This window comes from Pelagibacterium halotolerans (assembly GCF_044811015.1).
Classification (GTDB): Bacteria; Pseudomonadota; Alphaproteobacteria; order Rhizobiales; family Devosiaceae; genus Pelagibacterium; species Pelagibacterium halotolerans_A.
Map to the genome: position 1 here is coordinate 1,234,931 of NZ_CP085243.1, position 20,582 is coordinate 1,255,512.

Below are 20,582 nucleotides of genomic sequence, written 5' to 3' on the forward strand. Positions count from 1 at the left end.
GGGCGGCCCCGGACAGACCGGCGCCACCCTCGCTTCGGGTTATAGCGAAGTTTACTCGTTCGCGAACGGTACGCCGAGGAAGCGCACGACGCCGTCGCGGGCCACCTTGAGCGGAACCGCTTTACGGCCGCTCTCGCGGACCGCGGCAAGCACTTCCTCGAACTGACTCATTGAGGTGAGCGCTTCGCCATCCGCTTCGAGCACTACATCGCCGGGTGCCAGACCGCGGGTCGCCGCGGGACTGTCGGGCTCGATATCCGTGACAACGAGGCCTTCGCCATCAGGATTGGGCTCGAGCACGATGCCGATGCTGGAGCTTGTCGGCGCGGCTTCGTCCTCCTGGCTTTGCTCAGACGGTGCCGGGGCGGCGCCGAGGTCGTCGGGCAGCCGGTCGAGTGTCACGTTGACCGTGATCTGCTCGCCATTGCGAATGATACCCAATTCAACCGGGGTGCCCGGCGCGATCTGGGAGATAACCCGCGAGAGCTCACGGCCATCCTCGACGTCCTGGTCATTGACCGAGACGATCACGTCGCCGGATTCGACACCCGCGGCACCCGCCGGTGCGTCCGCGATGGTTTCGGTCACCAGTGCGCCATCGGTGCTTTCAAGCCCCAGGCCGGCGGCCAGGTCCTCGGAAATGTCCTGCAGCGAGACGCCCAGGAAACCGCGGGTCACCGTCCCCGTATCGCGCAGCTGCGTGATGACGTTCTGCGCCACATGGGCGGGGATCGCGAAGGCGATGCCGACATTGCCGCCCGAGGGCGAGAAGATCGCGGTGTTGACCCCGACCACCTTGCCGCTGAGGTTGAACGACGGACCGCCGGAATTGCCCCGGTTGATCGGCGCATCGATCTGGATGAAGTCGTCATAGGCCGAGGCGTTGATGTCGCGGCCACGCGCGGAGATGATGCCCGCCGTCACCGTGCCGCCGAGGCCGAAGGGGTTGCCGACGGCAACGACCCAGTCGCCCACGCGGCCTTCGTCTTCGGCGAATTCGACGTAGGGCAGGTCGTTGATGCTTTCGTCCTGGACCTTGAGCAGCGCAAGATCGGTGCGCGGGTCCGTGCCGACGACTTCGGCCGCCAGCTCGGTATCGTCCTGCAGGACCACGAGCACCTCGGAAGCATCCGCGACGACGTGGTTGTTGGTGACGATGTAGCCGTCCTCGGAAATGAGAAAGCCCGATCCGACGGCTTGCATGAAGCGGCGCGGCGCCTCGCCATTAGGCGCGCGGGGCGGCATGAATTCGTCCTCGAACTGGTCGAAGAACCGGCGCAACGGATGGTCTTCAGGCAGATCGGGGAAGTCGAACTGGAAGCCCGGGCCCCGGCGCATGATGTCCTGGCTCGGCACCTCGGCACGGACCTGGATCGCCACGACGGCGGGACTCACGGCCTCGACGAGATCGGCAAAGCCGAGATTGGGCGCGCCGGTCTGCACTTCGATCTGCGCATTGGCCGGATGGCTGGTGAACAGATTGGTCGCGACAGCGCCGCCCGCGATAACGAGCGCCAGCGTGGACGCCGCGATCAGCTTGCGGCTGGGCGTTAGAAGCAATGAACGCATAATTGGTCTTGTCCCTTTCTAGAGGCGGATATGAAGCCCGGCGTCCTCCGGACCTTGCATGGAGATATAGTGTCCAACGCCTTTCCGCGGAGTGTCGTTCACATTAAATCTCCGTAATGGACACGGCCAAAACGTGGCTTTGGGCGGAGGATTTGACGGTTTAGCCTTTGCTTCTCTCTCCCCCCGTCATCATCCGGCTTGTCCGGGTGATCCAGATCAGCGTCTGCGCCAAGCGCGGCGTCATGAAGAGTCTTCCGCGCGCCAGACGGCGCGCCGCTGGATCACCCGGACAAGCCGGGTGATGACGGGAGGGGGGAACCCGCCATTTTCAATGACGCTGGCTACCAGAAAACCGCCGAACGAAGCATTTCGATCGCCATAAGGGACAATACCAGCCGAAAACCGAGGCGGAAGGCTTTTTCCGGCATGTGCTCGAGCAGACGGCTGCCGAGGAGCGTTCCGGCGAATCCGGAGGCGATCATAGCGAGAACGAGGGGAAGGTAGGTGGAAAAGGCGAAGCCCAAAGCCGAGAATACGGCAACCTTGGCAAGGTTCGACGAAGTCATGATCGTCGCGTGGGTTGCGATCAGGCGGCGGCGGTCGTCGATCTTCCTGAGGAAATTCGCAACCAACGGGCCGGAGACGCCGGTGATCATGCCCAATCCGGAAATGAGCACACCCGCCATGAGGTTGGCCAACGGCCCGCGTCCAGTGATGTCGGGCTGCGGTCCCCAGAGGCTGTAGAGGATGAAAGCGGCGATCAGGACCCGGAACAGAGTTTCCGGTAGCGCGACCGCAAAACCTCCGCCAACCATCGCGCCGGGGATGGCGCCGAGGGCGAACCAGAGCACTGTGTGCCATTGGATGTGCCGGCGCTGAACCATGGCGCGGCCCGCGTTCGAGCCCAGCTGGATCGCGCCGTGAACGGGCACCAGGATCGCCGGAGGCATGACGAGCCCCAACGCCGCGAGCATCGCCATGCCGCCGCCCAATCCGAAGGCCGCGGTCAGCGCCGAGGTGAAGAAACTCAGAGCAATGAGCACAATCGCCGCGCCAAGCGCCAGCCCATCGGGCAGGAATGCGAAAGTGTCGAAAGCCATTGGTCACCCGGTCCTTTTCCAGACAGGGTGTGCGGCCGGATGGCGCAAAAGGCAATTGCCGGACGGCGATGGCGGGTGACGCGTGTCGCTATGACTTGGACAGGCGATCAAGTGCTTTCTGCTCTTCGGGGGAAAGCTGGCTTGTTCCCGTCTGCACCCGTCGCCTGCGCATCGCGCCGATGAGGACGGCGACAAGTCCGATCATGAGCAGCGCAGGCGCCGCGACCCACAAGAGGATCGTGTGGAGCCCTATGACCGGCCTCAGAAGCACGAATTCGCCGTACCGTGCGACCACGTAATCGTAGACCTCCTGGTCGCTGTCTCCGGCAACGAGACGCTCGCGGACAAGGATGCGCAGGTCGCGCGCCAGTTCGGCGTCGGAATCGTCGATCGACTGGTTCTGACAGACGAGGCACCGCAGATTGCCCGAGATCGACCGGGCGCGCTCCTCGAGCACGGGATCGTCGAGCACTTCGTCGGGCTGAACGGCAAGCGCAATCCCCGGCCACGCGAGGAGAAAAGCGATCAGCAGAGCCTTGAGCCAGCGGGTCATCGCGCCGCCTCGGCGTTTTTGCGGGAGGCCTTGGGGGCGCCGACGCGTACGCGGCGGTCGGTCAGCGAGAGCACGCCCGCGCCGGCCATGATCACGGCTCCAAGCCAGATCAACGTCACGAGCGGTTTGTGCCAGAGCCGGACGACGCGGCCTGTTTCGCCCATACGCTCGCCGAACTGGATATAGAGCTGGGAGAACCCGTAGGTATCGATGCCCGCTTCGGTCGTCGGCATGCGGCTCACCAGATAGACGCGGCGCTCAGCCATGATCTGATGTGTTGTCCCCCAAGGCGATGCCACGGCAAAAATGCCCCTGTCCGCCGAGAAATTCTGGCCCGCGATCTGGCTTTCACCCTCATAGGTCACCGCATAGCCCGCGACATCAACCGTTTCGCCCGGCTCCATCGAGGTGATGACCTCCGTCTCGAATGCCGTCGCGCAGACGATTCCAATCACGGTCACGCCAACGCCGAAATGCGCGATGGCGGTCGAATAGACCGAACGCGGCAAGCCTCTGAGGCGCTGCCAGCTTTCGGCAAGGCTGCGCCGGCCCAGCGCGGCACGGTCCGCGAGTTCGGCCAGCGCGCCGATCATGATCCAGAACCCGATCGCGAGCCCGAAGGGCGCGAGCGACATCGGGAAGCCCATCAGCGCAAAGACTATGATCGAGACGATAATGGCCGCGAGAATGGCAAAGCCGAGCCGCTGGACTACGGCGAGGAGGTCGGCCCGTTTCCATGCAAGGAAGGGGCCGAATGGAATGATCAGGAGGAGCGGCACCATCAGCGCGCCGAAGGTGAGATCGAAGAAGGGGGCGCCGACGGTGATCCGCGCGCCGGTCAGCGCTTCGAGGATGAGCGGGTAGAGCGTACCAACGAGCACGCCGGCGGTCGCCGTCGAGAGGAAGAGATTGTTGAGGATCAATGCCCCCTCCCGGCTGACCGGCGCGAAGAGGCCGCCGGCGCGCAGGGACGATGCCCTGAGGGCGAAAAGCGCGAAGGCGCCGCCGATAAACACCGCAAGCATACCGAGAATCACAGTGCCGCGCGTCGGGTCGGACGCGAAGGTATGTACGGAAGTGAGAATTCCCGAACGCACGAGGAATGTGCCCAAAAGCGAAAGCGAAAAGGTGATTGTCGCGAGGAAGATCGTCCAGATCTTGAGCGCATTGCGCTTTTCCATGACGATCGCGGAGTGCAGAAGCGCCGTGCCCGCGAGCCACGGCATGAAGCTTGCGTTTTCCACCGGGTCCCAGAACCACCAGCCGCCCCAGCCGAGTTCGTAATACGCCCAGTACGATCCCATCGCGATCCCGAGGGTCAGAAACGACCAGCTCGCCAGCGTCCAGGGCCGCACCCAGCGCGCCCACGCCGCATCGATCCGCCCCGAAATGAGCGCGGCGGCGGCGAAGGAGAAGCAGATCGAAAAGCCGACATAGCCGAGATAGAGCAGCGGCGGATGGATGGCGAGGCCGAGGTCCTGCAGGATCGGGTTGAGCTCCGCGCCGTCCATCGGTGCGGGATCGAGCCTCCAGAAGGGGTTGGAGGTAAAGAGCACGAAGGCTGAAAATGCACCGACCAGCAGGCCCTGGCACGATAGCACCAGTGTCAGAAGATCGCGCGGCAGGTTGCGCCCGAACGCGGCCACCGCGGCGCCGAAAAGCACGAGGATCAGCACGAAGAGCAGCATCGAGCCCTCGTGGTTCCCCCAGACGCTGGTGACCTTGTAGATGAGCGGCTGCAGGGAATGGGAATGCTCGACGACGAGCCGGACCGAAAAGTCCGAGCTCACGAACGCCTGCGTGAGCGCTGCGAAAGCAAGCCCCACAAGCAGGAATTGCAGGATCGCCGCCTGCTGGACGAAGCGCGTCGCCGTCCCCGACGCGCGCCAGAAGACAAAGCCGAACCCGGCCTGCGCGATCGCGAGAACGCAAGCAAGAACGAGTGCGAAATGGCCGAGCTCTATGAGCACGCGCTGCTCCTATTCTCCCTGCCAGACGCCTTGGTCGCGCAACGTGCCGGCGACCTCGCGGGGCAGGTAATTTTCGTCGTGCTTGGCGAGCACATTGGTTGCTTCGAACGTCCCGTCGGCCCGCACGCTCCCTTCGGCAACAACCCCCTGCCCCTCGCGGAACAAATCGGGCAAGATGCCGACATAGTGCGCGGTCATTTCGGTCGCTCCGTCGGTCACGACGAAGGTGTTGTTCTCACCGTCCCGCACCCAGCTCCCATCGACAACCAGTCCGCCTATGCGGATCGCCTCGCCCGGTGCGACGCCTTTTTCCATGATTTCGCTGGGCGAGTAGAAAAAGACGATCTGGTCGCGCAGTGCCATCAGGATCAACCCGGCGGCAATAGCAAGGACAACACCCAGTCCGGCGATAATGCTCAAACGCTTCTGCTTGCGGGTCAAGGCCACCTATTGCTGCTCCGTCATCAAACCGAGTTCCTCAGCGAGCGCTTGGAGCGCCAGCCGGTCTTCGCCTTCGAGTGCCGCGAGCCCGCGTTCGAGGTCGTCGCGGGCAGCTTCGGCACCGTCGAGAACATTACGCGAGCGGACGAGCTGCATCCATTCCTCTGCGCTCCCGCCCTCATCATAAAGTCGTGCGGCGAGGCCTTCCACCATACCCCGGATCATGATGTCCGTCGTGGCGTCGGGGACCGGTTCGTTCAATTCGCCCACCCTTTGCCCGGCCAGGGCCGCATCCAGCCCCGCCCGCGCCGTCGCGATCCACGGCTCCTCGCCGGTGCCGAGCGAAAGCAGGTACTCCCATGCAGGAATTGCGGAGGCATAGTCACCGCTGCGGGTCAGCTCTCCGGCGATATAAAAGCGCGAACGGACGTGTTCCGGGTCCCTTTCAGCCGCACTGCGCAAAAGCGTCATGGCCTCGGGCGTCATGGCGCCTTCGTTGACCATGATCATGGCTTCGGCGAGATCGGTCTCCCGATCCGCCGTCGCACCGTCGAGATCAATCACACGCCGATAGGCGTTGACCGCCTCGGTATAGCGGCCCGATTGCATATAGATCGGCGCAAGGGCGAGCCACCCACGCACGTCGTTGGGCGTTTCCACCATCTGGGCTTCGACCCGGGCCACCGCCTCTTCGAGCGTTATATCGGTGTTCGTCGCGATTTCCCGTTCTGCGAGCGGCTGGGCCGGCAGATCGGCGCGCCCGATGGCGAGATACAATCCGAAGCTGGCGGCCAGCACACTGGCCAGCACGCCTCCGATCACGACCGGTCCCGGTCCAGCGGCTGCCTTGGCTGTTGCCTCCTGCTCGTGCCGCATGAACTCGCGTGCGAGTTCGGCCTTGGCGGCCGTTGCCTCCTCCGGCGAAAGCCGTCCCGCTTCCGCGTCTTCGTCAATCCCGGCAAGCTGGCTGCGATAGAACGCGGTCGCGGCGGCATCGCCGTCCACACCCACGCCTTTCCGGCGCGTCACCCAAAAGAGAGCGCCGCAAACGACGATGGCCAGTAAAAGGGCGGTTATCCAGAGCAAGAGTGAGGCTGACCCTTGAAATAAAAAGCAATGCTGCTTCTATAGGCGAATTGCGCACAAAATGCAGGCACCCGCCGCCGCGCGCATTGCCGCACCAGCAATAAAAAGAAAGTGAACGGACGCCTTGGCGGCTCAAGAGCGCAAAATTAACTCAAGAAGCACGATCGCCGTTGTCGGTGACAGCCCGTTCGCGGCTTTCCTCGCCGGATTGCTCGCAGCCGAGCGTGAGCGCGATGTCACTCTGGTTGCATCCGCTCCTTCCCCTCTGCACCTTCCGCGCGCACCGGCGATCTCGATCGCGCCGCTTCTGCGCCCGGAGAGCTGGCGGCTTTTGCTCGACACAACGCCCGAAGCATTGAGGCATCTTTCCCGCATCGGCCCACGCGTGAGCGTACGCACGGACGTCGTCCTGAGCGCCGCCGGGCCATCGCAAGCCCATGCGCTCGAACATGTCCGGCATCTTGCCGCAGGCTTCGACCGCATGATTGAACCCGCCGTTCCCGCCCCCGCAGGCTTCGATGCCGCTTACCGGATTCGCGACAGCCATCGGCTCCTCGAAGCGCCGTTCCGGGCTGCACTTCCGGACTGGCTCGCGCGCCGGAACGTAACTGTCATACCGCCCGGCGAGCCGCTCGACCTTCGCCGTAACGGTTCGGCCATGATTGGCGAGAGGAAAATCGATCACGTCGTCCTCGCCGATGAGGCTGCGATCGCAGACCACTGCCCCCCTTACGATCTCGGCACTATCGCGCACCGCATCGCGGCGACGGCATTCCGGACCGAACCTGTCGCCCCACTCGCCGATCCGGTTCTCCTCTCGATGGCCGGCGATTTCACGCTCACGCAGACGCCTGAAGGCGCCCTCGATATCATCGCCTACGGAGCGCCGGCCGAGGCCGCGCGGCGTGCGGGGCGTTTCATGTCCAATACTGCCGATGCCCGTCTTGCCGCTCAAGCGACCTTCGAAACGCTCGTCCCGCGCGACGGCGCGCCGGTTATCGGCCAATTACGCCAAAGCCGCGCCACCGTGGTCTTGGGGCTTGGCCCGCTTGCGATCTTCCTGGCGCCGGTTATCGCCCGTCTTGTCGCCGACCAAGCAGCCACCGCCGAGCGCAGCTGGGCCGAGGCGCGACGCCCGAACCGCAACTTCAACCGCTCATCCGTCTCCGAATATGTGCGGGAGGTTGTGGCATGAAGCAGCCCAACCGGATGCCGGATCCGCACGCGGCGGATTTCTCCGCGCCGCTCATCGACCCAGGTGCGCCAGTAACCTTTCGACTCGACGGGCGGCAGTTTACGGGGTTTGCTGGCGACACGGTCCTTTCCGCCCTTATCGCCAACGGAATCGACACCGTCGGCATCCATTTGGGGCATCCGCTCGCGCTCGACGACACCAGCGCACCGCCTGTCGCATTGCGCGGCAATGAAGGCCAGCCCGATCTCGCCATGCCCATGGCGCTATGCCCTGTCGTCGAGGGCGCCGAATTCGTTACCTGTGCGCCCAAAAAGGTACGCACCGCACTGGGTAAGGCGCTCGCCGGCCTCCGCGGTCAGCCTGTCAACCTCGATCTCGATCTCTCGCGCGGTCTTGCGCCCGCGATGCCATGGATCGCCGGATCAACGGAAATCCATGAGACTGCGGACATCGTAATCGTCGGTGGAGGACTCACCGGCATGGCTGCAGCCTTGCGAGCCTGCACGCGCGGCGCGCGCACGGTGCTCATCGAGCGCGCGCCGCGGCTAGGTGGCATGGCGGAGTATTTCGGGAAGGTCGAAGGCGAGGAGACGCCCCGGGATATGATCGGCACGCTGGTAGGCGACCTCGCCGGACATGAAAACGCAACGCTCTATCCGGGCACCGACGCTTTCGACCTTGCCGACGGCACCGTACACGCGGTCCGCGTGCTCGTTGAAAACGGCATCCCGCGTGCCCAGCGCATCGCGGTCACGGCGCGCCATGTCGTTCTCGCCACGGGCGAACAAGAGCGCCTTCCCATATTCCCGGGTAACCGGCTGCCTGGCGTTTTGGGTTCGGCCTTCGCCTGGCGTCTGGCCGCGCGGTATTCGATCTGGCGGGGCACGAGTGCGCACATCCATTCGACCACGAATGCAGGTTACCGGCTTGCGCTGTTGGGTGCGGATTGCGGCAAGGCGATCCACCGCGCCAGCGATCCGCGCGGCAATCCCCAGACCCGGTTTATCGAATTTTCGAAAGCCTACGGCTTCCGCCTCGGCTGGGGTGTCAGACTCGATACTGTCGGGACAAAAGACGGTCACCTCGAAATTCGCCACGCCGACGCCGTAACCGGCAAAACGGCGCAAGGTGCCGTCAATGCGGATACGCTCATCGTTTCTGGAGGCTGGCAGCCGGACCTGACGCTTTGGCTGCGCACAGGCGGCAAAGCGGTATGGAACGTCGACCGAGAATGCCTTGTGCCCGATGGCGAAGTATCCGGCGTCGTTTTCGCGGGGTCCGCCGCCGGTTATGCGAGCCAGACGGGCTGTATCCAGAGCGGTGAGGCGGCGATTGACGCGCTGTTTGCCGGCAAGCAGCGGGAAATCTCAGATCCGCGGATCGATCCCATCTTCGAAAGCCCGGACGGCCCACTGACCCTCGCGCGGCCGGACCAGCACGGTTTGCCGCCCGCCTACCTCGCATCAGGTGCCGCGCTCAACGTTCTCGCGGCGCCGATGGAAGCGGGTTTTCGTGCTGCATTCAAACGGGCCGCGCCATCGTCCCAGCCGGTCATGGACAGAGCGCTGTCGCCCTTGGAAGCCGCAGGTCTCGTCCGCGCGGGACTGGCGCCGGCCGAATCGGCCCGGACCCTCTGCCGCGAACGCGTTATTCTCCCGCGCGGATTTCCGCAAACGCCGGCAACCCGAACGGCGAGTGCGCCAATGCCGGATGAAATGCCCGCCTTTCTCAACGGCCGATTTGGAATGAGACAGGCACTTTGGGTCCTAACCCCCGAGGCCGGCCGCATCTTCGGGCCAGGCTGCCTCGTCTTCGTCAACACCGACGACACGGATCCCGCAAAAGCCATCGGCGTGGTCGTATCGGACGGCGCATTGACCCCGCGAGCGCTCATCGCGTCAGGGTTTTTGAAACGTGGCGAGACGGCCTTTATCCGCGAGGGCCTTGTCGCCGTCCCGGCTATTCTGACGGAGCGGTTAAGAGCAGACTGAATATAGTGGTTCTGCACCGTGATTATGACAGGTTGGCACCGTATCTGTCCCTCGACCGCCGTCATCCTCGCGCTTGACGCGAGGATGACGGCACAGTGGAGGCGAAGGTCGTGCCACCTGTCAAAATCACTGTGCACCACCAATAGATGGGGTAACGCCCTAAGCCTGCTGCACCGTCCGGCGTCCGGCGCCATCGCGGGCACGCCGGAGAATATCCGCATATTCGGGATTGAAGCGCAGCTCGGCGAGCTTGATGCCGGCATCGAGCCGCTCGCGCGCCACAGGATCGGAAGGATTGGCACGGAACATATCGAGCGCGCGCGTTACGAGAACCTCGACCGCCTGCCCCGTCTCGGACCAGGCTTTTTCGAGCAACGCATTGACTGCCAGCGAGTCGCGGCTGTTGCGTACGGTGATCAGGAGATATATGCCGTTGAGCGCACCGAGAACATCGTCGGGATCAACCCGGTCGGCGCCCTCGCGCGGTTTGCGCAGCGCCTTTGTGACGTTGGCGGTGATCTCCCGCATGGGCCGGTCGAGCCGTTCGGCGACCCGCCCGGTCAGGTCCGCGATGATCATACCCCAATGGGATTTCCGGTCGATTTCAAGATTGTAGTTGATCGCGCGCATCAGCCGGTGGAACCGGTCGATCGCCTTACAGGCGAGATCGTTGTCGGCAAAGACGCCCGGATGCGTGCCCAAAAGCGCGATCTGGCTCTGCGCGTGCGAGAGCATCGCATCCACGAGCGGCGCGAATTCCCCGTTGGCGATCCGGACTTCGTCTCCTCCGCCCGAAAGGCTGGCGGCGGCGGCCATGACACGGCTGGGATTGGCGGTCGTCGACATCATCGCCTGCATCCACAACGCGCGCGTCACCGGATTGTTGATCGCGATGGACTGAAGCGCCGTGGCGATGGCGGCTTCATCCTGAAGCGTGCTGATGGCCTTGCCGAAGACCGCTGCCTGATCGAGCAGCTTGTGACGCCTGAGCGCCATGATCACATATGGCAGACGCTTTCGCGTATCCTCGCCGCCCATTTGAATGGTGTTGCGGCGCTCGAGTTCGTAATCCTCGGCCTCTTGCCCAAGCATCGCCTTGAGCGCATCGAGGATTTCAGGAAGCATGGCTTCGAAAGCTGCGCCCGGCTCTGCGCCGGATTCGATCCCGTCGGCGAGCCGCGCCACGGGATCGACGGCAACATCGCGCGCGATCCAGGTCCAGATCGCGCCGGCAATCTCGCGGTCGATAGCACCAGGAAAATCATGGGCCACCGGCGGGTCGACGAGCACACCGGCGAGCGCAGCCTCAAAGGCCGGACGCGAAATCACTTCCCCCTTGGACGCCTTGGGCGCACCGGGAGATGCGGAAGCGTCTGCCGCACGTTTGCGTTTTTCGCCTTTGAGCATGAACTAAGCCGGACCGTCGCCAATTCGCTTGGGAGCGGTTCAGCCTACGCCTGGAGAGTAAACAAAGATTTGTTCATCGAGCGCAATAAGCCGGGCGTTGCGCCCGGCTTACTCAAGGCAGAAATACCCTGCGATATCAGATTTCTGCGACGGCCCAGGCGCCCGTCGCTTCCCGGCAGGCGGTACCGGAACGCGAATAGGTCTGGCCGTTCGCCGTCACGCGATGGCTGAACTCGCGGCAATCGAGGTTGTTGACCCGGACATAGGGACCGACAGAAACCTGGCCCGACGCCGAACCGCTCGACCAGCTACGCGGCGCGCCGGGCCGGCCAAACTGCAGTGCGTAGAACTGGGCATCGTTGGCGGCCGAAAGCGCGGCGCTCGAGAGGAGCGGCACGACAGCAGGATCGAGATAGTCGTAGTTGCCCGGAGTGAGGCTCGCGGGCTGAATCGGCGTCGAGGACGGTGTCGGCGTTTGCGTTTCGGGCAAGGTAGGCGCGCTCGTCACCGGCGGCGTCAGCAGCGTCGAAGACGGAGGCGTATACCCCCCCATTCGCGAACACGCTGCGACACTCAAAGCCAAACCGATCAAAGCAATAGTCCTTAACACAGTCATCGTTCAAACCTTTCAACGGACGCCGAACCCCGTCCAAAATCCTATTCCTGCCCCCCGGCTGGGCCGCAACCTATCACAGCTTAAGCGCGTCCGCTGCGCGCCGCGGGAAGAAAAAGCTCAACTTTGAGCCCGCCCATCTCCGAGCCCGCCATGGTCAGATCACCCCCATAGACATCCACCAGTTCCTTGACAATATCGAGCCCCAGCCCGCTTCCGGGTGTTTTTTCGTCCAGCCTGACGCCGCGGCGCAACACTTTTTCGGTTTCCTCGGCGCTCAAACCGGGTCCATCGTCTTCAACGACGATGTGGACCTGCCTGTTCCCGTCCCTGACGATTTCGGCGGCACTAAGGCGAATCGCAGAGCGCGCCCACTTGCATGCGTTTTCCAGCAGATTGCCGGCCATCTCCTCGAGATCGGCTTCGTCCCCTCGGAACCACGGCGTCGTTTCGGCGACGGAAACCCCCATATCGTGTTCTTTATGGAGCTTGGCCATCACCCTTCCGAGCCGGTCGAGCACCATTGCAGTATCGGCGCGCTTGCCGACCACGCTCGTGCGCGCGGAAAGCCGCGCGCGGTCGAGATAGGTCGCTACGATCTTGGACATGTTGGTGGTTTCGATCATGACCGTCTGGCCGAGCGCACTCTTGTCGCCATCGGCTTCATTGCGCAGCACTGCAAGTGGCGTCTTGAGCCCGTGCGCAAGATTGCCCACCTGGCTGCGGGCGCGTTCGATGATCTGGGTGTTGGAGCGCAGAAGCTCGTTCACTTCCTCGGCAAGTGGCGCAATCTCTTGGGGGAACTCCCCTGCAACGGTCGGCGCGTCGCCCTCGCGGACAGCTTCGACCGCCTCGCGCAGCCGTTCGATCTGGCGCAGCGCGAACCGCGCGATCATAGCGCTCATGGCCGCGAGAATCAGGCCCACGACGGCAAGAACAATGATCGCTTGCTCCCGGAACGCTTCGGTACGCTCGTCGAGGTCCGTGAGGTTTCCTGTGACCATGATCGAGAATCGCCCGATATCGGCCAGCGTCACCAGCCGTTCGACGGCCTGCAAACGTTGTCCGTTCGTGTCCTCAATAACGCCCGAGCGCGTATTGGCTGTATCAAAGCCGGTGTCCAGGTCGGTCAGCACCGTTCCAAGGAGCGAAGTGGAGAAATTGACCACGCGGCCCTGGTCATCGTGGATCTGCCAGTACCAGCCGGATGTCGGACGGGAAAAGCGCGGATCCTCGATCCCTATGGCGTCCGACGAAGGCGACTGAGCCTCGAACGTGCGTCCGGCCAGCGTGGCGATATGGAATTCGAGGGTTTCGTTGAGGTCGCGGATAAGCGCCTGAGAATAGAGTTCGGATAAAAGAAAAGCGGTCGCGACCAGCGTGACAATCAGCCAGCCAGCCGAAAGCCAGAATAGGCGGAATGCGATCGAACCCTTGCGCATCACTCGGCGGTAATCTGGTAGCCGAGCCCTCTGATCGTCTGGATCAGCTCATCGGGAAGCTTCTTCCGGAGACGGCCGACGAAAACCTCGATGGTGTTGGAATCGCGGTCGAAGTCCTGATCGTACAGGTGTTCGGTCAACTCGGTCCGCGAAATCACCTTGCCCTTGTGCATCATCAGATACGACAGCAGGCGGAATTCGTGCGAGGTCAGTTTGATGGCCTTGCCATCGACCGTTACACGCCCGGCCTTCACGTCGAGCCGTACTTGTCCGGCGGTGATTTCGTTAGAGGCATGGCCGGCGGCCCTGCGGACGAGCGCCCGGATGCGCGCCAGCACTTCTTCCATATGAAAGGGCTTGGCAACGTAGTCGTCGGCCCCCGCATCGATCCCCTGAACCTTGTCGCTCCATCGGTCGCGCGCGGTCAAAAGCAGGACCGGCATCATCCGGCCATCCCGCCGCCACGCTTCGAGGACTGAAATACCGTCCATCTGCGGCAGGCCGATGTCGAGCACCACGGCGTCATAAGGCTCGGTATCGCCCAGAAAATGCCCTTCCTCGCCGTCTGTCGCCGTATCGACGACATAGCCAGCATCCGTCAGGGCTTCGGCGATTTGCCGGTTGAGCGTTTCGTCATCTTCAACGACCAGAATGCGCATGGTTCCCCCGCCCCGTTCCTATTGCGCGTTGAGCGTTAAATCGCGGGTTTCGCCCGAGGCGTCATAGACGGTGAGCACATAGACGAGCGTTCCGCCCTGCTCGCACACCTTGACGTCCAGCACCTCGGTCGAAGACGGAATGCCTTCCCGCGCCCGAACCTGTCCCACATCCCGAATCCGTCCCTCCGCAACCGCCGCCTGAATCTGGGATCTGTCCCAGCACGCCGACTGCGCGGCAGCCGGAGTCACGGACACGGACAAAGGCGCGGCCGCAAGCAGCGCCATTGTCAGGATATGGGAAAGGGCGTTTTTCATGCCCTGATGTTTAGCGCGGATTGGCTGAACTGCAAATGAACGTTGTTGTCGGGCCCCTAAAAGTCGGCGACTGGGCTCTCAATATTCAAGAAGCGACCCGATCTTTGCGAGCACCTCGTCGGCTATTTCGGCACACGAGCAGATATAGTCCGCGTTCCGGGCCCGCCACGAAAGCGATTTGACGTGATCGGCGAGAACCGCTCCGCCGACGCGGTATCCCCCAGGCACAAGCACTTCGAATGGATATCCCTTGATTTGATTGGTCATGGGACAGACCAGAAAGAGCCCTGTAACCCTGTTATATTCGACCGGCGAAAGCACGTAGGCTGGCCGTCGGCCAGCCTGTTCGCGCCCGGCTTGCGGATCGAAGTCGAGCCAGACCACATCGTAGCGGTCCGGCACGTAGGGCCGACTAGTACTCGTCGGCACGGGCCGGACCAGTTTCGGTTTCGCCGTGCAGATTTTCCGGCGTGATCTGCCCGATCAGATCGTCCAGCGCGTACCGCTTACGCCCCGCGATAGGCCGCACAACGAGAACGCCTTCTTCAATGGTCAAATCGACCCTCGCGCCGTCCTCGATATGCAAGGTCTTGGCCATTGCGGAGGGGATACGGAGCGCAATACTATTGCCCCATTTCGCGACGTTCGCCTGCACGGATGTGCTCCTTTATTCGACGTATATACAATGGCTATCCGCAATCGCTACGTCAAGCCTGCCCCAGATCGGTCTTGATCCCCTTGCGCAGGAAAATCACCGCAAGTGCCTCCATCACGAGTTGCACACCCGAATATTCCCCGAAAGCAGCAATATCGACGCCGAAAATCGAAGCAATCCCGACGATCAGCATCAACACGCCCACCGCATAAGTCTTGTAGCCGGAAAAAACATTCATCTCATTCACTCCTTGGTTTGATGAACTGGGAGGGCTCAGCGGTGCATCGGCCAGGGCTGCCGAGCGGATTTCCGCTACTCGGCGCGTCCAGCCCCGCCCGAAGACGGCGAATGTGCGCAACCGCTCCAGGAAGCCCATGCGCGCGTCGCATAGCGCGCCGATCAAAGTTCTCGTGTCCCTTTTGGCGACCGCTGCCAGCGTGACCGGCCCGATGAACCCGTCCGTGACGACGCCCACCAGTGCCTGCAGCGTCTTGACGGCCCGAGCAGGCCCGGAATTGACCGCATAGTCGAACACCGCAAGATCCAGCCCGGCTGGCAGCGCCGCCGCCTTGCAGCGATCCCAATAGAGCGCCTTGTAGATCGCCCCGGCCTCTGCACGCTTGAGCGTCTGGACGTCCGCCTTTGGCAAATCCCACCAGGGCGACACCCCACGCCAGCGCGCGAGCGTCTTGCGCGTGATCCCCATATTGGTTGCCCCGCCCGGATCGGCGGGATGATCGGCATAGCCACCCTCGTGCTTCAAAATCTGCGCAAGGCAATACCCCCATCGCGACGTCGCCATGGCGTAAGCTCCTTAAAAGATTCAAGAAAATCAGGCGTTACCGGCGTAACTCAGTTCGATCCAGTCGGTACCGCGCTTGATCAGCATAAGGCTGTCCTCGAACGTATCGAGCACCCGGTCCGCACCGAGCTTTAAATTCCCCGTGCCGTCCCGAAACGTCAGCGTAATCCCCGCTGTGCCGGTCACGATCAGCACCGCGCCGTCGAACCCGCCGGAAATCGTATCGATATCGTCGCTCGTGCCGCTCTCGGGTGCCGGTACCGCGTAGCTCGTCTCAACCGTCAGCACGCCGCCCGAAACCGACGGGAAGCCGGGTTTCGCTCCCATCATGCGCTCGAAACCTATGAACCCCTCACCCGCATCGAGCGTAAACGCCGTCGTGAAGCTCACGCCGTCAGGGCTTACCTTGAAGGCGAAATCGTCGTCACCCGAGAGCCCGATCTCCGCCCGCCCCGACCAGCCGGACTGGAATAACAGCGTTGCGCTATCGCCTGCGGTCTCCTTGTTGAGCGTCAGCCGCACATCGCCGCTGCCGCCGCCCGCGGTCTCGATAGCGGTAAACAGTGCCACTTCGCTCTTGACCAGCAATCGGTTGGTCGCATCCGCATCGGCCCCGATACCGACACGCGAAAGGCTCTGTGAGAACGGAACCCAGTTTCCACCGCGCAGGACCAGTAGGTCGCCCGACGCTACGTCCCATGCCAGCCATCCCTCGGCAGGTGTGGCAAACCGCCATCCGCCTGCCGTCCAGCTGGCAACCTCCCCATCATGCCCTAGCCAGGCGTCGGTCGCCCCCACGCCGACCGAATGCGTTTCGCCATCGGCCGGCACACCCGGCGGAGAGATCGTCCCTACCCCATCAAACCGAAGCTGCACCAGCGCATCGAGCAGCACCAGCGCCTCGTTGTGCGTGATGTATTTTTGCGCCTGTTCGGACGCGAGAAGCGGTAGGCCGAGCCGCGCTGTCATCGTCATGGAAACACCCCCTGAGCCGCAGGGCCGGGGCCCAGAACGGCGCTTATTTGCTCAACGGAAAAGGAAAAACCCGACGCCAGGCCGCCGAAATCGTCGGTCTGCTCGGCTGCGGAATAAAGGAAGGCAGGTGTCGAAACGGTCTCCGCTCGTTTTACCGCCGCGCCCTGGTGGATCGTCACGCGATAAGCCTCCGGTGCAAAATCGAGCGGAGTATCGCCATAGGTCCACGCATCCCCGCCGACCCGGCTGCGCCGTACCCAGGAGATTGCCACGTCCCCCGTTCCCGCATCGCGCTCGGCCCGTAGATGTACAGGTGTCAGCGGCAGCGCCGGTCCCGCATCGATCGCAACCTGATGCTCCGTCCCTGTGAGATCGCGCGCACCGGCATAAGCCCGGACACTGCGCACACCGCCGAGATCGTCATCCGGCACCGCGACCGCCACCAGCCTCCCGTCGAGCACCACGATACGGTTGCCCGCCCCCGCACTTCCAGGCGCCGTCATCCGCAGCCCGCGCAGGAGCCCCGAAAGCACATACGTCCCTGCCGAGACCAACTCGGCCGCGGCAAATCCGATCACTTCCCAATGCCCGTCATCGCACGCAACCGCGATCCGGTTGCTCCCGGCCATCACGGCGGCTTCATCGAGCGCGGAAAGGTGTCCGTGCGCAAGCGTTACCGTCAGCGAACTGTCGCGCGACCACAGTAGACCGGTCCCAGCCGCCATAGGCGCCGCAAGGGTCCCGAACCGCATCGGAGAGGTCAGTTCGGCCACCGTCTCTCCCATGACCGCATCGGCCAACGTCACCCGCCCCGGCCAGGGTTCGGCGTATGCCCCTATAAGCAACTCCGAACCGCCGCCAGCCTTGGGCAAATGCACGAACCGCAATAGCGGCTCGACTGGCACCGTCGGCCCCGACATCACGATGGCCCGCTGCGCCGATGCCGTCACGGCGACAGCCCCCACATCCTGCGCCAGTGCCGCCGCCTTCACCGCGACCCCCGCGCCTGTCCGCATGTCGTCAAGCACGTACCGGCCCGCCTCGCCCGCAAGCGCAATCACATCGCCCGCATCGAGCATCGAAAGCGATGGGGGCAGACGCGTCTCCAGCGTCTCGCTCCCCCGCCGCATCCGCTCGAGCGCGCCGACCGCCGCCGCCCGCGCCGCGCCCTCACCGAGCACGAGCCCGGTTTGCGTGACGACCGCCCGATCCCCCTCATGGGCGACCGCATTGACGCTCGCGGCCTGGTAATCCCGGGCGCGGTCGAAGAACTGCATCGAGAGCCGCCCCGCCTGCTCCGCCGCCTCTCCCCGGCGCCGCGCGATCAACGGCCCGTCTTCCCGCTGCAAATCCTTGATGTTCAGTTCCACTGCCGTCGCCGTATCGGGCCGCATCCAGGCAACGCCGTCGATGCCGTCGCGCACGACCAGCCCACCCGCGTCCGCCAGCGGCGCGATCGCGTCGCGCAGGCTCATCACCTGGTCGAGCATCATGCCCTCGACATGCGGCCCGCCCGGCGCCACGTCCACAGGCGCCACGCCGTAGTCCGCACTTACCACGGCGATCAGTTCGTCGGGGCTCGCTGTCCCCAGCCGTCCGTTAAGCCAGTGCCCAGTTGCATAGTTGGCCGCGTCCGACCACACGTCGACCATCCCCGGAAACGCCGGAAACGGCCGCGCATCCCAGCACCACAGATACATCCGGTCCGTATCGAGCATCCGCCCGGAATATACCGAAGAGACCGGATTGCCCGAGGCTTCCTTCCAATACTGGTGCACCGCCCGCAGTGCCTGCCGCTGCACCAGCGGATCGGGCACGCCGGAAGAAAACGGCGGGCGTTTGTCTTCCGAGCTCTTGGGATCGCCAAACGCGTTGGGCGCATTCGGTCCCTTGTCCACCGCCCCGCAGCCGACTTCCGTCAGCCAGATCGGCTTACTCTCGGGCACCCACGCCGTGGCGCTCGCCGCGCGCACTCCATCCACACGGTTGTGATGCGGCTGGCTCCACCAGTTGACGAGGTCCTTGTACCGATAGACCCAGTCCTCCCCGTGCGCTCCATCGACAATCGGCGTTCGCACCCCCGCGTCGCGGTCGGCATCACTGGCATAGTACCAGTCGAACCCCTCCCCGCCCGCAATATTGCCCTTGAGATAGTCGAGATCATAGATCGTCGCGGCCTCTGCCCCATCCGCATGATCCCTCCCATCGCGCCAATCGGCCATAGGCATATAATTGTCGATCCCGACCGCATCGATATTGGCGTCCGCCCACAGCGGATCGAGGTGAAAGATCTTGTCCCCCGGCGCGTCCTCGGGCTGAAGTCCGGAATATTCCGACCAGTCCGCCGCATAGGTGATCTTGGTCCCGCCCCCGACGATCGCCCGCACATCGGCGGCAAGGTCCTTGAGCGCATCGACGAAGGGAAAGCTCGTCGCGCCCGACCGGACCCACGTCAGGTGCCGCATTTCCGAACCGATCAGAAAGGCGTCCACTCCGCCCGCCTCCTGCGCGAGTTGGGCATAGTGCAAGATCATTTCGCGATAGCCGTTGGCGATGAATGTATCGACCTGCGCCACCGCGCTCGCGGACCCGTCGGGCGACCCCGTCACGCCCGGCGCCGGCGAACATGTGATGCGCCCCCGCCAAGGATAAGCCGGCTGCCTTACGCCAAGCGTATAAGGATCGGTCAGCGTGTTATCCGCCGGAATGTCCATCATCACGAACGGATAAAGCGTCACCGAAATCCCGCGCGCGGAAAGGTCGGCGATCGCTGCCTTGACCGCCGCGTCAGAAGGCGTCCCACCATAGGCTGGCGCGCCATCGGCCAGCGAGACCGTATTCGCGGTTGCCCGCGTCCGCCCCGCCACCGCCCATTCGGTATCCTTGATCTCTCGCACCGCCGCCTCGGTCCGGGGTTCGACGACGCACTGATCGCACCGCAAATCCGTCCCGAACCAGGCCACGACGAGCCCCACATGTTCGAGATTGGGGCAAAGCGCCGTCAACTCGTCCACGGAAAGATCCCAATCCGAGCGCTCGGCGCTCACATGCGTATTCTCCGCCGCCGCGCGCCCTTCCCCGAGAACCCGCACGCGGGGCGTCGGATCGTACCCGAACTCCGTCGAGCCAGGGATCACGCACACCGCCTTTATCGACGCCTCGAGATCCCCTACCGGCCTACAGATTTCGACGCTGAGATTGGGAATGCGGTTGCCGAACGGCTTGAGCGGCAATTGCTCGAAAACGAGATAGGCAACGTTCCGATACCCCGGCGCATTCCCTACCCCCTGCTTGGCCGCGATAAAACTGTCCGGCTGCTGATCCGCCGTCCCGCGATAGAACCGGATCTTCAGCCCCTCGGTCTCCAATAGCTTCCCATCCGCCCAGATCCGCCCCAGATGCGCGACTTCACCCTCGCACAGCGCCAGCGCGAAACTCGCGGCAATCACCTCCTCGTCACCGCCACCGAACCCCTTGGCCCCCGCACTCTCGGACGCGATTTTCTCAAGGTCCGTCGCCCAGATGATATTCCCCGCAACCCGGCTCCAACCATAAACGCGCGGAACGGCGATGCCCTCGGTCGACCCGAACAGCCGGATATCCGTCCCCGAGCGCTCCGGACGGGCGCCGAAAATCGCCTGATCGACGGCGTTGCCGGCCAGAGCGCCAAGCGCCCGCCCCACGACGGCGCCAAACGGCCCGCCAATAGCCCCGCCCAGCGCCTGCCCGGCGAGGGATAATGCAAGTGTCGCCAATGGAATGTCCTCAACAACTCGTTCGAAATTGGCACTGCTGGCCACGGGCACGCT

Annotated in this window: 18 protein-coding genes; 2 read left to right on the forward strand and 16 right to left on the reverse strand. The window is 63.8% G+C overall.

Annotation, left to right across the window (positions count from 1 at the left end):
* Positions 1-51: 51 nt before the first annotated feature.
* The 6 genes from LG281_RS06030 to ccmI form a co-directional block, all read right to left on the reverse strand.
* Entirely contained in the window at positions 52-1,569 is a 1,518-nt protein-coding gene (locus LG281_RS06030) for a Do family serine endopeptidase (protein ID WP_404405350.1), read from the reverse strand.
* A gap of 341 nt (positions 1,570-1,910) precedes the next feature.
* The gene (locus LG281_RS06035; protein ID WP_404405352.1) at positions 1,911-2,669 is read right to left on the reverse strand and encodes a sulfite exporter TauE/SafE family protein; all 759 of its coding nucleotides are present in this window, start codon (positions 2,667-2,669) and stop codon (positions 1,911-1,913) included.
* 88 nt (positions 2,670-2,757) lie between these two features.
* On the reverse strand, positions 2,758-3,222 hold the full coding sequence (locus LG281_RS06040) for a cytochrome c-type biogenesis protein (protein ID WP_404405354.1): 465 nt from the start codon (positions 3,220-3,222) through the stop codon (positions 2,758-2,760).
* On the reverse strand, positions 3,219-5,192 hold the full coding sequence (locus LG281_RS06045; RefSeq protein WP_404405356.1) for a heme lyase CcmF/NrfE family subunit: 1,974 nt from the start codon (positions 5,190-5,192) through the stop codon (positions 3,219-3,221). Before LG281_RS06045 ends, LG281_RS06040 begins: the two co-directional genes overlap by 4 nt.
* 9 nt (positions 5,193-5,201) lie before the next feature.
* Positions 5,202-5,633, reverse strand: coding sequence for a cytochrome c maturation protein CcmE (gene ccmE, locus LG281_RS06050; RefSeq protein ID WP_404406642.1), 432 nt, complete (start codon positions 5,631-5,633; stop codon positions 5,202-5,204).
* Positions 5,634-5,639: 6 nt separating this feature from the next.
* The gene (gene ccmI, locus LG281_RS06055) at positions 5,640-6,719 is read right to left on the reverse strand and encodes a c-type cytochrome biogenesis protein CcmI (RefSeq protein ID WP_404405358.1); all 1,080 of its coding nucleotides are present in this window, start codon (positions 6,717-6,719) and stop codon (positions 5,640-5,642) included.
* A gap of 124 nt (positions 6,720-6,843) precedes the next feature.
* On the opposite strand from ccmI, the gene LG281_RS06060 reads away from it, so the two are divergent.
* Positions 6,844-7,914: a hypothetical protein gene (locus LG281_RS06060; protein ID WP_404405360.1), complete on the forward strand. Its 1,071-nt coding sequence runs from the start codon at positions 6,844-6,846 to the stop codon at positions 7,912-7,914.
* Positions 7,911-9,905, forward strand: coding sequence for an FAD-dependent oxidoreductase (locus LG281_RS06065; RefSeq protein WP_404405362.1), 1,995 nt, complete (start codon positions 7,911-7,913; stop codon positions 9,903-9,905). The genes LG281_RS06060 and LG281_RS06065 overlap by 4 nt, the downstream gene beginning before the upstream one ends.
* A 159-nt stretch (positions 9,906-10,064) precedes the next feature.
* Here LG281_RS06065 and LG281_RS06070 read toward each other — a convergent pair whose 3' ends face one another.
* From LG281_RS06070 to LG281_RS06115, 10 genes are all read right to left on the reverse strand, one after another.
* Entirely contained in the window at positions 10,065-11,312 is a 1,248-nt protein-coding gene (locus LG281_RS06070) for a hypothetical protein (RefSeq protein ID WP_404405364.1), read from the reverse strand.
* A gap of 136 nt (positions 11,313-11,448) precedes the next feature.
* Positions 11,449-11,802 (reverse strand): hypothetical protein, encoded by a 354-nt coding sequence (locus LG281_RS06075; RefSeq protein ID WP_404405366.1) that lies wholly within the window; start codon positions 11,800-11,802, stop codon positions 11,449-11,451.
* Positions 11,803-12,008: 206 nt separating this feature from the next.
* Positions 12,009-13,367 carry an ATP-binding protein gene (locus LG281_RS06080; RefSeq protein ID WP_404405368.1) on the reverse strand — a complete coding sequence of 453 codons (1,359 nt, stop codon included), beginning with the start codon at positions 13,365-13,367 and terminating at the stop codon, positions 12,009-12,011.
* A complete protein-coding gene (locus LG281_RS06085) occupies positions 13,367-14,026 on the reverse strand; it encodes a response regulator transcription factor (protein WP_404405370.1) in 660 nt (219 codons plus the stop codon). The genes LG281_RS06080 and LG281_RS06085 overlap by 1 nt, the downstream gene beginning before the upstream one ends.
* An 18-nt stretch (positions 14,027-14,044) precedes the next feature.
* Entirely contained in the window at positions 14,045-14,341 is a 297-nt protein-coding gene (locus LG281_RS06090; protein WP_404405372.1) for a hypothetical protein, read from the reverse strand.
* A 78-nt stretch (positions 14,342-14,419) separates the two neighbouring features.
* Positions 14,420-14,770: an endoribonuclease MazF gene (mazF, locus tag LG281_RS06095; RefSeq protein WP_404405374.1), complete on the reverse strand. Its 351-nt coding sequence runs from the start codon at positions 14,768-14,770 to the stop codon at positions 14,420-14,422.
* The gene (locus tag LG281_RS06100) at positions 14,754-14,996 is read right to left on the reverse strand and encodes an AbrB/MazE/SpoVT family DNA-binding domain-containing protein (protein WP_404405376.1); all 243 of its coding nucleotides are present in this window, start codon (positions 14,994-14,996) and stop codon (positions 14,754-14,756) included. Before LG281_RS06100 ends, mazF begins: the two co-directional genes overlap by 17 nt.
* Positions 14,997-15,048: 52 nt before the next feature.
* Complete coding sequence (locus LG281_RS06105; RefSeq protein ID WP_404405378.1) at positions 15,049-15,798, reverse strand: glycoside hydrolase family 108 protein; 750 nt, start codon at positions 15,796-15,798, stop codon at positions 15,049-15,051.
* Between the two features lie 30 nt (positions 15,799-15,828).
* Positions 15,829-16,773 carry a DUF2793 domain-containing protein gene (locus LG281_RS06110; RefSeq protein WP_404405380.1) on the reverse strand — a complete coding sequence of 315 codons (945 nt, stop codon included), beginning with the start codon at positions 16,771-16,773 and terminating at the stop codon, positions 15,829-15,831.
* A complete protein-coding gene (locus tag LG281_RS06115; protein ID WP_404405382.1) occupies positions 16,770-20,528 on the reverse strand; it encodes a glycoside hydrolase/phage tail family protein in 3,759 nt (1,252 codons plus the stop codon). The genes LG281_RS06110 and LG281_RS06115 overlap by 4 nt, the downstream gene beginning before the upstream one ends.
* Between the last annotated feature and the right edge of the window lie 54 nt (positions 20,529-20,582).

Bases quoted from the DNA above. Each gene is read 5' to 3' on its own strand.
- LG281_RS06090 (WP_404405372.1), bottom strand. From the start codon at position 14,341: ATGAAAAACGCCCTTTCCCATATCCTGACAATGGCGCTGCTTGCGGCC.
- LG281_RS06080 (WP_404405368.1), bottom strand. From the start codon at position 13,367: ATGCGCAAGGGTTCGATCGCATTCCGCCTATTCTGGCTTTCGGCTGGC.
- LG281_RS06070 (WP_404405364.1), bottom strand. From the start codon at position 11,312: ATGCTCAAAGGCGAAAAACGCAAACGTGCGGCAGACGCTTCCGCATCT.
- LG281_RS06085 (WP_404405370.1), bottom strand. From the start codon at position 14,026: ATGCGCATTCTGGTCGTTGAAGATGACGAAACGCTCAACCGGCAAATC.
- LG281_RS06105 (WP_404405378.1), bottom strand. From the start codon at position 15,798: ATGGCGACGTCGCGATGGGGGTATTGCCTTGCGCAGATTTTGAAGCAC.
- LG281_RS06035 (WP_404405352.1), bottom strand. From the start codon at position 2,669: ATGGCTTTCGACACTTTCGCATTCCTGCCCGATGGGCTGGCGCTTGGC.
- LG281_RS06110 (WP_404405380.1), bottom strand. From the start codon at position 16,773: ATGACGATGACAGCGCGGCTCGGCCTACCGCTTCTCGCGTCCGAACAG.
- LG281_RS06065 (WP_404405362.1), top strand. From the start codon at position 7,911: ATGAAGCAGCCCAACCGGATGCCGGATCCGCACGCGGCGGATTTCTCC.
- LG281_RS06030 (WP_404405350.1), bottom strand. From the start codon at position 1,569: ATGCGTTCATTGCTTCTAACGCCCAGCCGCAAGCTGATCGCGGCGTCC.
- LG281_RS06040 (WP_404405354.1), bottom strand. From the start codon at position 3,222: ATGACCCGCTGGCTCAAGGCTCTGCTGATCGCTTTTCTCCTCGCGTGG.